We start from the raw sequence: 14,575 nt of genomic DNA on the forward strand, positions 1-14,575 counted from the left end.
ACACAACGGGGGAGTGGAACGCCCCCCTTCGTCCGCCGTACTCGGGACGCGCGCCGCCGCGTCGTCGGCGCCAGCCAAAGGAACCGGGAACAACGCCGTGCATGACCGACTCATCGTGCGTGGAGCACGCGAGCACAACCTGAAGGACGTCTCGCTCGACCTGCCGCGGGACGCCATGATCGTGTTCACCGGGCTGTCCGGTTCCGGGAAGTCGAGCCTGGCGTTCGACACGATCTTCGCCGAGGGGCAGCGCCGCTACGTCGAGTCGCTGTCGGCGTACGCGCGCCAGTTCCTCGGCCAGATGGACAAGCCCGACGTCGACTTCATCGAGGGCCTGTCCCCGGCGGTGTCGATCGACCAGAAGTCCACCAACAAGAACCCCCGCTCGACCGTCGGGACGATCACCGAGGTCTACGACTACCTGCGCCTGCTGTACGCGCGCATCGGGCACCCGCACTGCCCCGTCTGCGCCCGGCCGATCAGCCGCCAGGCCCCGCAGCAGATCGTCGACCGCGTCCTGGAACTGGGCGAGGGGACGCGCTTCCAGGTCCTCGCGCCGGTCATCCGGGGCCGCAAGGGCGAGTACGTCGAGCTGTTCCGCGAGCTGCAGTCCAAGGGCTACTCGCGGGCGATCGTGGACGGCGCGACGGTCCGGCTGGACGAGCCGCCGACGCTCAAGAAGCAGGAGAAGCACGACATCTCCGTCGTCGTGGACCGGCTGTCGGTGAAGGAGTCCGCCCGGCAGCGCCTCGCCGACTCCGTCGAGACCGCGCTCGGCCTGTCCGGCGGCACCATCGTGCTGGACTTCGTCGACCTCCCCGAGGACGACGACGACCGCACCCGCATGTACTCCGAGCACCTGTACTGCCCCTACGACGACCTGTCGTTCGACGAGCTGGAGCCGCGCTCCTTCTCGTTCAACTCGCCCTACGGCGCGTGCCCCGACTGCACCGGCCTCGGCACCCGCATGGAGGTCGACCCCGAGCTCGTCGTCCCCGACGCCGAGCTGAGCCTGGCGGACGGCGCGATCCAGCCGTGGTCCGGCGGCCACGTCAGCGACTACTTCCTGCGGCTGCTGGCCGCCCTCGGCGACTCCCTCGGCTTCGACCTGGCCACCCCGTGGGCGGACCTGCCCGCCAAGGCGCGCCGGGCGATCCTCAAGGGCCACGAGACCCAGGTCCACGTCCAGTACAAGAACCGGTACGGGCGCACCCGCTCGTACTACACCGCGTTCGAGGGCGTCGTCCCCTACATCCAGCGGCGCCACGCCGAGTCCGAGAGCGACTCCACCCGGGAGAAGTTCGAGGGCTACATGCGCGAGATCCCCTGCCCCACCTGCAAGGGCGCGCGGCTCAAGCCGTACGTCCTCGCGGTGACGATGGGCGGCCGGTCCATCGCGGAGGTCGCCGCGCTGCCGATCGGGGAGTGCGCCAAGTTCCTGCTGTCGCTGGAGCTGTCGGACCGCGAGAAGCAGATCGCCGAGCGCGTCCTGAAGGAGATCAACGCGCGGCTGGGCTTCCTGCTCGACGTCGGGCTGGACTACCTCACCCTCGACCGGGCGTCCGCGACGCTCGCGGGCGGCGAGGCGCAGCGCATCCGGCTCGCCACCCAGATCGGCTCCGGGCTCGTCGGCGTGCTGTACGTGCTGGACGAGCCGTCGATCGGCCTGCACCAGCGCGACAACCGCCGGCTGCTGGAGACGCTGCTGCGGCTCCGCGACATGGGCAACACGCTGATCGTCGTCGAGCACGACGAGGACACCATCGCCGCCGCCGACTGGGTCGTGGACATCGGCCCGCGCGCGGGCGAGCACGGCGGCGAGGTCGTGGTGTCCGGCACGGTGGACGACCTGCGCGCCAGCGAGCGGTCGCTGACCGGCGCGTACCTGTCGGGCCGCCGGTCCATCGACGTCCCGGCCGTGCGCCGCCCCCGGCAGAAGGGCCGGGAGATCACGGTCAAGGGCGCGCAGCAGAACAACCTGCGCAACGTGGACGTGTCGTTCCCGCTGGGCGTGCTGACGGCCGTGACGGGCGTGTCGGGCTCCGGCAAGTCCACGCTCGTCAACGAGATCCTCTACAACGCGCTGGCCAAGGAGCTGAACGGGGCGCGGACCGTCCCGGGCAAGCACCGCCGCGTCACCGGCATGGACCAGCTCGACAAGGTCGTCCACGTCGACCAGTCGCCCATCGGCCGGACGCCCCGGTCGAACCCGGCGACCTACACCGGCGTGTTCGACAACATCCGCAAGCTGTTCGCGCAGACGACCGAGGCGAAGGTCCGCGGCTACCAGCCGGGCCGGTTCTCGTTCAACGTCAAGGGCGGCCGCTGCGAGAACTGCTCCGGCGACGGCACCATCAAGATCGAGATGAACTTCCTGCCGGACGTCTACGTCCCCTGCGAGGTGTGCCACGGCGCCCGGTACAACCGGGAGACCCTGGAGGTCCACTACAAGGGCAAGACGATCTCCGAGGTCCTCGACATGCCGATCGAGGAGGCCGCGGAGTTCTTCGAGCCGATCAGCGCGATCCACCGGCACCTGAAGACGCTGAACGACGTCGGCCTCGGCTACGTGCGGCTCGGGCAGCCCGCGCCGACCCTGTCGGGCGGCGAGGCGCAGCGCGTGAAGCTGGCCGCCGAGCTGCAGAAGCGCTCGACCGGCCGCACCATCTACGTGCTGGACGAGCCGACCACCGGCCTGCACTTCGAGGACATCCGCAAGCTCCTCGCGGTGCTGAACGGCCTGGTGGACAAGGGGAACACGGTGCTGGTCATCGAGCACAACCTCGACGTCGTCAAGACCGCCGACTGGATCGTCGACATGGGCCCGGAGGGCGGGTCGCGCGGCGGCACGGTCGTCGCGACCGGCACGCCCGAGGACGTCGCGAAGGTCGACGCCAGCCACACCGGCCAGTTCCTCGCCAAGCTGCTGTGACGCCGCCGCGGCCGGGCCGGTGCGCGGCCCCGGCCCGCGTGCGGGAGCATGGAGGACCATGAGCGACGATGTGACGCCCGGCGCCGACGCGGCGCCGGAAACGGGGAAGCCGGGGACGACGCGCCGGACGGTGCTGTGCGGCGCGGGCGCGGCGGGCGCGGTGGCCGCCCTCGCGGCGTGCGGGCCGAAGGACAACACCGGGGCCAAGCCCGCGTCGGACCTGCGGGGCACCGAGATCGTGAAGGCCGCGGACGTCCCGGTCGGCGGCGGGAAGATCGACAAGGCGACCAAGCTGGTCGTCACGCAGCCGACCGCCGGGCAGTACAGGGCGTTCGACGCGACCTGCACCCACCAGGGCTGCCTGACCGACCGGGTCACCGGCGGCCTCATCCAGTGCCCCTGCCACGGCAGCGAGTTCCGGGTCGCCGACGGCACGGTGGCGCGCGGCCCCGCGAAGAAGAAGCTGACCGAGTACCCCGTCCAGCTCAAGGGCGACGGGATCGTCGTGGCCTGACCGCCGCCCGGCCGGGCGGCGGGGCCCGGCCTGTCGGTGGCGGCGACTACGCTTGCCAGCGTGGCAGATCCGGCGACCTACCGACCAGCGGCGGGGTCGATCCCCGAGGACCCCGGCGTCTACCGTTTCCGCGACGGCGACGGCCGGGTCGTCTACGTGGGCAAGGCCAAGAACCTGCGGTCGCGGCTGAACTCCTACTTCGCAGACTTCGCGGGCCTGCACCCCCGCACCCAGACGATGCTGCAGACGGCCGCCCGGGTGGACTGGACGGTCGTCGGCACCGAGGTCGAGGCGCTGCAGCTCGAATACTCCTGGATCAAGGAGTTCGACCCGCGCTTCAACGTCCGGTACCGCGACGACAAGTCCTACCCCTACCTCGCGGTGACGCTGAACGAGGAGTTCCCGCGCGTGCTGGTCATGCGCGGGGCCAAGCGCAGGGGCGTCCGGTACTTCGGGCCGTACTCGCACGCGTGGGCGATCCGCGAGACCGTCGACCAGCTCCTGCGCGTCTTCCCGGTGCGCACGTGCAGCGCCGGGGTGTTCAAGCGCCAGCACCAGCTCGACCGGCCGTGCCTGCTCGGCTACATCGACAAGTGCTCCGCGCCGTGCGTCGGCCGCGTGTCGCCCGCCGAGCACCGGCTGCTGGCCGACGAGTTCTGCGACTTCATGGCGGGCAACACCACCCGGTTCATCCGCCGCCTCGAACGCGACATGCGCGAGGCCGCCGCGTCCCAGGAGTACGAGCGGGCGGCGCGGCTGCGCGACGACGTGCGCGCGCTGGAGCGGGCGCTGGAGAAGCAGACCGTCGTCTTCGGCGACGGCACCGACTGCGACGTGGTCGCGTTCGCCGAGGACGAGCTGGAGGCGGCCGTCCAGGTGTTCTACGTGCGCGGCGGCCGCATCCGGGGCCGCCGCGGCTGGGTCGTCGACAAGGTCGGCGACGTCACCACCGGCGACCTGGTCGAGCGGTTCCTGATGCAGATCTACGGGGAGGGCGAGGGCGGCCAGGGCGTGCCGCGCGAGGTGCTGGTCCCCGAGCTGCCGCCCGACGACGACGCGATGGCCGAGCTGCTGAGCGAGCAGCGCGGCGGCCCGGTGCGGCTGCGGGTGCCCCGGCGCGGCGACAAGAAGGCCCTGCTGGAGACGGTCGGGCGCAACGCGCTGGAGGCCCTCAAGCAGCACAAGACGCGCCGCGCGAGCGACCTGACGACCCGCAGCCGGGCGCTGCAGGAGATCCAGGACGCGCTGGAGCTGGACGACGCGCCGCTGCGCATCGAGTGCTACGACGTGTCGAACCTCCAGGGCAGCAACGTCGTCGCGTCGATGGTGGTGTTCGAGGACGGCCTGGCCCGCAAGTCCGAGTACCGCCGCTTCACGATCAAGGCGGTCGAGGGCCAGGACGACGTCCGCTCGATCCACGAGGTGATCACCCGCCGGTTCCGCCGCTACCTGGCCGAGAGCGAGCGGACCGGCGAGCTGGACGCGCTCGGCGACGCCGGCGACGGCGAGGAGGGCGCGCACCAGCCGATCGACCCGGAGACCGGGAAGCCGCGCAGGTTCGCCTACCCGCCCAACCTGGTGCTGGTGGACGGCGGCGCGCCGCAGGTCGCGGCGGCGCAGCGCGCGCTGGACGAGCTGGGCGTGGAGGACATCGCGGTCGCGGGGATCGCCAAGCGGCTGGAGGAGCTGTGGCTCCCCGGCGACGACGACCCGGTGATCCTGCCGCGCAACAGCGAGGGGATGTACCTGGTGCAGCGCGTCCGCGACGAGGCGCACCGGTTCGCGATCACCTTCCACCGGCAGCGGCGGTCCAAGGCGATGACGGTGAGCGAGCTGGACGCGGTGCCGGGCCTCGGCCCGGCGCGGCGCACGGCGCTGCTGAAGCACTTCGGGTCGGTGAAGCGGCTCCGGGCGGCGACGCCCGAGCAGATCGCGGAGGTGCCGGGGATCGGCGCGCGCAGCGCGGCGGTGATCGCGGCGGCGCTGAACGGCGGTACGGCCCCCGGCGCGGGGCCGGCAGGCGCGTCCGGCGCGGCGGGGCCCGCGCCGGACGGACGGGGTTTCGACGGGGGAGAGACATGACGGAGACCAACGTCCCGGACATCGTGATCGTGACGGGCATGTCGGGGGCGGGCCGCAGCACGGCCGCCAAGGCGCTGGAGGACCTCGACTGGTTCGTGGTCGACAACCTGCCGCCCGGCCTGCTGGCCACGATGGCGGACCTGGGCGGCCGGGTGAAGGACGCGGTGCCGCGCATCGCGGTCGTGGTGGACGTGCGGAGCCGCGCGTTCACCGAGGACCTGCACACGGCCATCGCGGAGCTGGAGGCGCGGGGCGTCCACCCGCGCGTGGTGTTCCTGGAGGCGGGCGACGCCGACCTGGTGCGCCGGTTCGAGAGCGTCCGCCGCCCGCACCCGCTGCAGGGCGACGGGCGGCTGGTGGACGGGATCGCCCGCGAGCGGGACCTGGTGCGCGAGGTGCGGGCCGAGGCGGACCTGGTGATCGACACCAGCGGGCTGAACGTCCACGAGCTGCGCGCCAAGATCGTCTCGTTCTTCGGGACCGACACCGGGGGGCCGAGCCTGCGGGCGACGGTGGTGTCGTTCGGGTACAAGTACGGGCTGCCGGTGGACGCCGACCTCGTGGTCGACTGCCGCTTCCTGCCGAACCCGCACTGGGTGCCGGAGCTGCGGCCGAGGACGGGCCGGGACGCCGACGTCCGCGACTACGTCCTCGGGCAACCGGGGGCCAAGGAGTTCCTGGACGCCTACACCGAGGTGCTGCGGCTTCTCTCGGCGGGGTACGACCGCGAGGGGAAGCACTACGTGACGCTCGCCGTGGGATGTACCGGTGGCAAACACCGTAGTGTGGCCGTGGCGGAACAGATCGCCGCCCGGCTGCGGGACGAGGGCATCGAGGTGCAGGTCGCCCATCGGGACCTCGGCCGGGAATGAAGCGAGGGCCCGCGCGGGGTCCGGGACGAGGAGACGGCGGCACGGTGGAGGCTCCAGGTCCGGTAGCGGGGTCCGCCCCGGGTCCGAAGGTCGTGGCGCTCGGCGGCGGGCACGGGCTGTACGCGGCGCTGTCGGCGCTGCGCCGGGTCACCGGGCGGCTGACCGGCGTGGTGACGGTCGCCGACGACGGCGGCTCCAGCGGGCGGCTGCGGGCGGAGCTGGGCGTCCTGCCGCCGGGCGACCTGCGGATGGCCCTGGCGGCGCTGTGCGGCGACGACGAGTGGGGCCAAACGTGGCGGGACGTGGTGCAGCACCGGTTCCGCAGCGGCGGCGTCCTGCACGACCACGCGGTCGGCAACCTGCTGATCGTCGCGCTGTGGGAGCTGCTGGGCGACCGCGAGGGCGCGACGGTGGAGGGCCTGGACTGGATCGGCCGCCTGCTCGGCGCGCACGGCCGCGTCCTGCCGATGGCGTCGGTCCCGATGGACATCGTCGCGGAGGTCCGCGGCGCGGACCCGGCCAGGCCCGGCGCGGTCACGCGGGTGAAGGGGCAGGTGGCGTGCGCGAGCACGCCCGGCACCGTGCTCGGCGTCGACCTCGTCCCGGCCGACCCGCCCGCCTGCCCGGAGACGCTGGCGGCCGTGGACGACGCCGACTTCGTGGTGTTCGGCCCCGGCTCGTGGTTCACCAGCGTCCTGCCGCACCTGAAGGTCCCCGCGCTCGCCCGCGCGCTGACCCGCACCCGCGCCCGCCGCGTCGTGGCGCTGAACCTGGTCCCGCAGCCCGGCGAGACCGACGACTTCTCCCCCCAGCGCCATCTGGAGGTGCTCCAGGCGCACGCCCCGGACCTGCGCGTGGACGTCGTCCTCGCGGACCGGGGCGTGGTGGAGGACACCGGGGCGCTGGAGAAGGCCGCGACCGCGCTCGGCGGGCGGCTGGTGCTCGCGGACGTCGCCGACCCGGGCGGCGCGCCGCGTCATGATCCCGCCCTGCTGGCCCAAGCCTTCGTACAGATATTCGCGCAGTGACGTCCGGCGCGGCCGTCATCGGCCAGACTGCAGGAAGTTCGGATAGGGGGAGAGGGTTCATCTATGGCGATGACCGGTGTGGTGAAGGACGAGCTGAGCAGGCTCCCGGTGCTGCGGCCGTGCTGCCGCAAGGCGGAGGTCTCGACGCTCCTGCGCTTCGCGGGCGGCCTGCACCTGGTGAGCGGCCGGATCGTGGTCGAGGCCGAGATCGACACCGGGGTCGCCGCCCGGCGGCTGCGCAAGGACATCGCCGAGGTGTTCGGGCACGCCTCGGAGGTCGTCGTGCTCGCCCCGAGCGGGCTGCGCAAGGGCAACCGCTACGTGGTGCGGGTCTTCCGCGACGGTGAGTCGCTGGCCCGCCAGACCGGTCTCGTCGACAACAACGGCCGCCCGGTGCGGGGCCTGCCCCGGCACGTCGTGGCGGGCGCGGCCTGCGACGCCGAGTCGGCGTGGCGCGGCGCGTTCCTGGCGCACGGGTCGCTGACCGAGCCGGGCCGGTCGATGTCGCTGGAGGTGACCTGCCCGGGGCCGGAGGCGGCGCTGGCGCTGGTCGGCGCGGCGCGGCGGCTCAAGATCCACGCCAAGGCGCGCGAGGTGCGCGGCGTGGACCGCGTCGTCGTCCGCGACGGCGACGCGATCAGCGCGCTGCTCACCCGGCTCGGCGCGCACGACAGCGTCCTGGCGTGGGAGGAGCGGCGGATGCGCCGCGAGGTCCGCGCCACCGCCAACCGGCTCGCCAACTTCGACGACGCGAACCTGCGCCGGTCGGCGCGCGCGGCGGTCGCGGCGGGCGCGCGGGTCGCGCGGGCGCTGGAGATCCTGGGCGACGACGCGCCCGACCACCTGGTGAACGCGGGGCGGCTCCGGCTGGAGCACAAGCAGGCGTCGCTGGAGGAGCTGGGCCAGCTCGCGGACCCGCCGCTCACCAAGGACGCCATCGCGGGCCGCATCCGGCGGCTGCTGGCGATGGCCGACAAGCGCGCGGGGGACCAGGGCATCCCGGGCACGGACGCGAACCTGACCGCGGACATGCTCGCCCCCTGACCGGGGCGGGCCGGGCGGGCGGGCCGGGTCAGCGGTCCAGGTCGCCGCGCAGGACGCGCTCCACCAGGTCCTCGCGGAACTGCCCGTACCCGGTCTCGGCCCACACGCTCCGCTCGCCGGGCACCTCGAAGTACGGCACGGGCCGCCCGTCGCGGTCGTCCAGCAGCCAGTCGGGGGAGCGGCGCTCCCGGACGGCCTTCGCGCACGCGGGGCAGCACGCGACCCGCAGTCTGCGGCGGGTGCCGAGGGGCCGCCAGTCGACCCGCTCGCTCCCGTCGCCGTGCAGCGGGTGGAAGAAGCACAGCGGCGACGGCGGCAGCTCGGCGCGGCCCGCGCCGAGCGCGGCGGCCGACGCCAGCGCGTCCCGGCCCTGGTCGACGAGCACCAGGACCCCGGCGAGGTCGGGCACGCCCGCGGCCGCGTCCAGGGCCTTGCCGGCGGCCTGGTAGGCGTCCAGCGCGCGGCCGACCAGCGCGCGCGGGCGGTCGTCGTCGGTCGCGACGTCGGCGGCGTCCAGGGCCTCGCCGAACGCGACGACCTCGCGGGCCGCCTGGGCGCGCAGCTCGTCCTCGGTGGCCTTCCCGGCGTTGGCGAACACGGCGCGGGGCAGCAGCAGGCCGTCGCCGGGCCGCCGCGCGGCGGCCGCCGTGCGCCGCCGCCGCCAGACCAGCGCCGCCGCGACGGCCGCGACGGCGACGCCCGCCGCGCCGCCGACCGTGCCGAGCAGCGCGCCGTTCGACCCGCCGCGCCCGCCGCCGCCGGGCGCGCCGCCGGTCCGCTTCTCGCGCTCCTTGGCGCGCGCCTCGATCTCGTCCGACAGCCGGTCGTACTCCGCCTTGCCCTTCCCGCTGACGATCAGGTCCGTGAACCGGGTGAGGCGCGTGTAGAGCGACGCGTCGTCCATCTTGCGGTCGAAGTTGACGGCCCACGCCGCCTCCAGCGCCGAGTGCGGGCTGCCGTACTTCTCGCTCCGCCCGCCGCGCCACTCGCGGGCGACGATCGTGTCGGAGGTCTTGCCGAACCCGACGTACACGCCGTCGCGGCCGAGCCGGTCGTGGACGACGGTGAGGAGCTGGTCCCCGTCCGACCACGTCCCGCCCGCGACGATCGGGACGATCACCGCGAAGACCGGCACCGGGGCCTTCGCCATCGCCGCGACCAGGCGGCGGCGGTCGGCGGCGGGCAGCGCGGACGCCAGGGAGGCGTCCACGTAGACCGGCGTGCGCCGCAGCGCCGCCGCGATCTTCTCGCCGGGGGACGGGCTAGTCGTCGACACCGAGGTACTCCAGGACGAGGGGGGCGAGGGGCGTGCGGGCGCCGAACGCGGCGTCGCGCCACGGCCCCGCGACGTCGAAGTGGCGGCGCGGGCCGGCGGGCGCGGGGACGTGCAGGACGCGCCCGGCCAGGCTCGGCACCGCCGCGCCCGCGCAGCCCGCGCACAGCGCGCGGCGCGTCCGGCCGTCGCCGGTCGTGTCGCCGGGGACGCGGACCCGGCGGCGCGCGCTCGACGGCCCGTGCAGCGGGTTCACCCAGCACGGCGGCGCGGGCGACGCGGTGTCGTGCTCCAGCGCGGCGCGGCCCTCGCGGGCCAGGACGATGACGCCGACGAGGTCCATCGCGCGCTCGGCGGACTTCTCCGGCGCGGCCCCCGTGCCCTGGTCGATGTCGTCGAGCAGGATCTGCGCGGCGTCGAAGTCCTCGCTCGCCCGGGGCAGCCCGGCGCGGTCGCCGTCCCCGGCGGCGTCGGCGAGCGCGGACCGCAGCGCGTCCAGGTCCTGGCGGGCGGTGCGGCGCAGCCACCGCACGCTCGGCCGCGCGGGCGCGCGCTCGGGATCGGGCGCGGCCCCGGCCGGGCGGCCGCGGCGGCGCGAGCGGGCCCTCACGACCGCCCGCCCGATGCCGAACAGCGCCCACAGCACGAGCACGCCGAGCGGCCCGAGCACGATGAGCCCGAGCAGGAACGGGCCGCGCGTCTCCGGTTCGGGCGGGGTGAGGGAGTCGTACTCGCCGAACGCCTTGGGCGTGGGCACCGAGTACGGCGAGCGCGGCTCGACCGAGCGGCCGTCGCGGTACTGGTCGAGCACCCGGACGAGGCGGTTCGCCAGGCCGGTCATCCGGTGGTCGCGGTCCGGCGGACGGTCGTCCAGGTCCGCGTCGGTCATGGACAGGTCGCGCGGGACCTCGAAGCCCAGCGCGTCGATCACGGCGGACGAGTCGGCGGTCACGTACAGCCCGTCGCGGCGGGCGCGGTCGCGGAGCAGGGCCAGGAACGCGCGGGCGTCGCCGCCCGACTCCGACTCGGCCTGGTTCGGCGCGACGACGACGTACACGGGCGTGCCGATCGCGGCGGCGGCCGAGCGGGCGGCGTCGCGCACCCGGTCCGCGTCGGCCGCGGTGAACCAGGGGGACAGGTCGGGGTCGACGTACACCGGGTCGCGGGCGAGCGCCGCGGCGACGCGGTCGAGCCGCCGGTAGCCGTAGGCGGGGAACGTCGGGCTCGGCAGCGCCGGGGAGAACGACGGCGACGGCTCCCGCGACGCACCCGGCGAGGGCGCGGCCAGCGCGGGCGCCGCGGCGGCGGGGACCGCGCAGGCCGCCGCCAGCGCGAGCGCGGCGAGTCGTCTCATCGCCGCCCGCTCTTCCCATGCTTCGTGCCGCCCTTGGCGGGCGCCTTCGTGAGCGTCGTCGCGGGCCTGCGCGGCCTCCCGCGCCGCACGCGCGCGAGGACGGTTCCGGCGGCGATCAGCGCCAGCATCGCCACCGCGCCGATCGCCGTGCCGCGCACGAGCGACCGGCGCTCGGCGCGGGCCGCGCGGCGCTCGCCCGCCTCGTAGGCGTCCAGGTCCTTGCGCACGCGGCTCTTGGGCGCGGGCGACTCGGTGACGCGCAGCCGCGTCCCCGAGTCCGCCGCGAGCGCGACGTCCACGAAGCGCTCCACCAGCGCGACCGGACCCGCGTCCGACGCCAGCGACAGCGCGGCCGTCGTCAGCGTGCGGTCGGGCACCGGCCGGGGCAGCGTGCCGTACTGCCGCGCCGCGCCGAGCGAACCGCTCGCGGGCAGGAGCACGTACACGCCGGGGCGGCCGAGCCGGTCGTGGACGAGCGGCAGCACGTCCTCCGGCATGACGTCCGGGGGCAGCCGCGGCTCGACGGCGACGTACACCGGCTCGCGCAGCCGGGCCACCGCGCGGCGGATGCGCGCGGCGGCGTCGGCGGGGACGGCGCGCGGGGCCGCGTCGGTGATCTGGATCGGGTCGCGCCGCCAGAGCGCGGCGAGCCGGTCGGCGCGCGCGGCGAGGACCCCGGAGTCGGGTCCGTCGTCGGCGGCGGCGGGAACGGCGGGCGGCAGCATCGCCAGTCCCATGATCAGGACGAACAGTCCACGCCGCATGGGTCGGAAGTGTACGGGTATTTCGGCCGCCCGCTACAGGGTCCGGCCACCGCCCGAAGATGACGCCCCGTGACCGCCGGGTGATCACCGCCACTTTCCGGGGCGCGTCCGCGGGCCCCGGCACGAGGCCACAAAGTGGAACAAATGCGACTTGGCACGGGTTCTGTCCGGAACACCTCCCGGTCGAGCCGGGAGACCCCGCGATTGGTCTAGACACAGAGGTCTAGACCCCGCGCGGTGATACTCCGATCCCCCAGGTGGGGGAGGGGACCTCACCCCTCGATATCCCTCGCGTCCGGTGTCGGGAACCCCCGGCGCCATTCGGTAGGGTCGAGCGGGGAACACCCCGTGCGGGCACACCGCGCAGCAGTTGAACGGCCCGGACGACACCGGGCGAGACGACGCATGAGGAGAGCCGTTCCGTGACCATCCGAGTAGGCATCAACGGGTTCGGCCGGATCGGCCGTAACTTCTACCGCGCCGTCCTGGCCAGCGGGGCCGACATCGAGATCGTGGCGGTCAACGACCTGACCGGCAACGCCACCCTCGCCCACCTGCTGAAGTACGACAGCATCCTCGGCCGCCTCGACCGGGACGTCCACGCCACCGACGACGCGATCGCGGTCGGCGACTCGGTGATCAAGACGTTCGCCGAGCGCGACCCGGCCAACCTCAAGTGGGCCGACGTCGGCGCGGACGTCGTCGTCGAGTCCACCGGCTTCTTCACCGACGCCGCCAAGGCCAAGGTCCACGCCGACAACGGCGCCAAGAAGGTCATCATCTCGGCCCCGGCCAAGAACGAGGACGTCACGATCGTCCTCGGGGTCAACGACGACGCCTACGACCCCGCCGCCCACACGGTGATCTCGAACGCGTCCTGCACGACCAACTGCCTCGCGCCGATGGCCAAGGTCCTGAACGACACGTTCGGCATCAACAAGGGCCTGATGACCACCATCCACGCCTACACGCAGGACCAGAACCTCCAGGACGGCCCGCACAGCGACCTGCGCCGCGCCCGCGCCGCCGCGCTGAACCTGGTGCCGACCTCCACCGGCGCGGCCAAGGCCATCGGCCTGGTCCTGCCGGAGCTGAAGGGCAAGCTGGACGGCTACGCGGTGCGCGTGCCGATCCCGACCGGCTCGGCCACCGACCTCACCGTCGAGCTGGGCCGCGAGGCCACCGTCGAGGAGGTCAACGGCGCGCTCAAGGCCGCCGCCGAGGGCCCGCTGGCGGGCATCCTCACCTACACCGAGGCCCCGATCGTCTCCTCCGACATCGTCACCGACCCGTCGTCGTGCATCTTCGACGCGGGCCTGACCAAGGTCATCGGCAACCAGGCCAAGGTCGTCGGCTGGTACGACAACGAGTGGGGCTACTCCAACCGCCTCGTCGACCTCGTCAAGCTCGTCGGCGCCGAGCTCTAGCCACCCCCGGTCCCGCCGTGGCCGCGTGCGCCCCGCGCACGCGGCCACGGCGGCCGTGTTCCCCGGGCCAAACACGGAAGGAAACGCATTGCCGATGCGCACCATCGACGATCTCGACGTCGCCGGGATGCGGGTGCTCGTCCGCGCGGACCTCAACGTGCCGCTGGACGGCGGCGCCATCACCGACGACGGCCGCATCCGGGCCAGCCTCCCGACGATCGAGGCGCTGCGCGCGCGCGGCGCGAAGGTCGTCGTCTGCGCCCACCTCGGCCGCCCCAAGGGCGAGCCGCGGCCGGAGCTGTCGCTCGCGCCCGTCGCGGCGCGGCTGGGCGAGCTGCTGGACGCCTACGTGCCGCTGGCGGGCGACACCGCGGGCGACTCGGCCCGCGCGATCGTCGCCGGACTCGCCGACGGCCAGGTCGGGATGCTGGAGAACCTGCGCTTCGAGGCCGCCGAGACCAGCAAGGACGACGCCGAGCGCGGCGCGTTCGCCGACCGCCTCGCCGCCTTGGCGGACCTGTACGTCGGGGACGGGTTCGGCGCGGTCCACCGCAGGCACGCGAGCGTGTACGACGTGCCGCGGCGGCTCCCGCACGCGGCGGGCGGCCTGATCGCCACCGAGGTGGACGTCCTGCGCCGCCTCACCGACGACGTCGAGCGCCCGTACGCGGTCGTGCTCGGCGGCTCCAAGGTCTCCGACAAGCTCGGTGTGATCGACAACCTGCTGGACAAGGCCGACCGCATCCTCATCGGCGGCGGCATGGTCTTCACCTTCCTCAAGGCCCAGGGCCACGAGGTCGGCAGGAGCCTGCTGGAGGAGGACCAGCTCGGCACCGTCCGCTCCTACCTGGAGCGGGCGCGCGAGAACGGCGTCGAGTTCGTGCTGCCGGTGGACGTCGTCGCGGCGACCGCGTTCGCCGCCGACGCCGAGCACGACGTGGTCGCCGCCGACGCGATCCCCGCCGACCGGCTCGGCCTGGACATCGGCCCCGAGTCCGGCAAGCTTTTCGCCGAGCGGCTCGCCGGGACGCGCACCGTCTTCTGGAACGGCCCGATGGGCGTGTTCGAGATGGAGCCGTACTCGCACGGCACCCGCGCGGTCGCGCAGGGCCTGCTGGACTCCGGCGCGTTCACCGTCGTCGGCGGCGGCGACTCGGCGGCGGCCGTGCGCAGCCTCGGCTTCGACGAGGACGCCTTCTCGCACATCTCGACCGGCGGCGGCGCGAGCCTCGAATACCTCGAGGGCAAGACGCTCCCCGGACTGCAGGCACTGGAGGACTGACAC

The 14,575-nt window shown here is 74.2% G+C and carries 11 protein-coding genes; 8 read left to right on the forward strand and 3 right to left on the reverse strand.

The window, feature by feature from the left end; translation table 11 throughout:
* Positions 1-97 precede the first annotated feature (97 nt).
* From uvrA to whiA, 6 genes are all read left to right on the forward strand, one after another.
* Positions 98-2,932 (forward strand): excinuclease ABC subunit UvrA, encoded by a 2,835-nt coding sequence (gene uvrA / locus G339_RS0124605; RefSeq protein ID WP_019633722.1) that lies wholly within the window; start codon positions 98-100, stop codon positions 2,930-2,932.
* Between the two features lie 58 nt (positions 2,933-2,990).
* Positions 2,991-3,446, forward strand: coding sequence for a Rieske (2Fe-2S) protein (locus G339_RS0124610; RefSeq protein WP_051107953.1), 456 nt, complete (start codon positions 2,991-2,993; stop codon positions 3,444-3,446).
* Positions 3,447-3,506: 60 nt separating this feature from the next.
* Complete coding sequence (gene uvrC / locus G339_RS35225) at positions 3,507-5,528, forward strand: excinuclease ABC subunit UvrC (RefSeq protein ID WP_019633724.1); 2,022 nt, start codon at positions 3,507-3,509, stop codon at positions 5,526-5,528.
* The gene (gene rapZ, locus G339_RS0124620) at positions 5,525-6,400 is read left to right on the forward strand and encodes an RNase adapter RapZ (RefSeq protein WP_019633725.1); all 876 of its coding nucleotides are present in this window, start codon (positions 5,525-5,527) and stop codon (positions 6,398-6,400) included. Before uvrC ends, rapZ begins: the two co-directional genes overlap by 4 nt.
* On the forward strand, positions 6,397-7,428 hold the full coding sequence (locus tag G339_RS0124625; protein ID WP_084693402.1) for a gluconeogenesis factor YvcK family protein: 1,032 nt from the start codon (positions 6,397-6,399) through the stop codon (positions 7,426-7,428). The genes rapZ and G339_RS0124625 overlap by 4 nt, the downstream gene beginning before the upstream one ends.
* A 63-nt stretch (positions 7,429-7,491) precedes the next feature.
* The gene (gene whiA / locus G339_RS0124630; RefSeq protein ID WP_019633727.1) at positions 7,492-8,472 is read left to right on the forward strand and encodes a DNA-binding protein WhiA; all 981 of its coding nucleotides are present in this window, start codon (positions 7,492-7,494) and stop codon (positions 8,470-8,472) included.
* Between the two features lie 28 nt (positions 8,473-8,500).
* Here the strand turns inward: whiA and G339_RS0124635 are convergent, their stop codons facing one another.
* Genes G339_RS0124635 through G339_RS37110 form a run of 3 tightly spaced genes read right to left on the reverse strand, consistent with a single transcriptional unit; the run spans position 8,501 to position 11,863 of the window.
* Positions 8,501-9,748 (reverse strand): hypothetical protein, encoded by a 1,248-nt coding sequence (locus G339_RS0124635; RefSeq protein WP_019633728.1) that lies wholly within the window; start codon positions 9,746-9,748, stop codon positions 8,501-8,503.
* Positions 9,735-11,099, reverse strand: a complete 1,365-nt coding sequence (locus G339_RS0124640) for a hypothetical protein (protein WP_019633729.1) — start codon at positions 11,097-11,099, stop codon at positions 9,735-9,737. Before G339_RS0124640 ends, G339_RS0124635 begins: the two co-directional genes overlap by 14 nt.
* On the reverse strand, positions 11,096-11,863 hold the full coding sequence (locus G339_RS37110) for a hypothetical protein (RefSeq protein ID WP_019633730.1): 768 nt from the start codon (positions 11,861-11,863) through the stop codon (positions 11,096-11,098). The genes G339_RS0124640 and G339_RS37110 overlap by 4 nt, the downstream gene beginning before the upstream one ends.
* 422 nt (positions 11,864-12,285) lie before the next feature.
* Here G339_RS37110 and gap point away from each other — a divergent pair, with 422 nt between their 5' ends.
* On the forward strand, positions 12,286-13,290 hold the full coding sequence (gene gap / locus G339_RS0124650; RefSeq protein WP_019633731.1) for a type I glyceraldehyde-3-phosphate dehydrogenase: 1,005 nt from the start codon (positions 12,286-12,288) through the stop codon (positions 13,288-13,290).
* A gap of 94 nt (positions 13,291-13,384) precedes the next feature.
* Positions 13,385-14,572: a phosphoglycerate kinase gene (locus G339_RS0124655; protein ID WP_019633732.1), complete on the forward strand. Its 1,188-nt coding sequence runs from the start codon at positions 13,385-13,387 to the stop codon at positions 14,570-14,572.
* The last annotated feature ends 3 nt before the right edge of the window (positions 14,573-14,575 follow it).

This window comes from Actinomadura atramentaria DSM 43919 (assembly GCF_000381885.1).
Taxonomy (GTDB): Bacteria; Actinomycetota; Actinomycetes; order Streptosporangiales; family Streptosporangiaceae; genus Spirillospora; species Spirillospora atramentaria.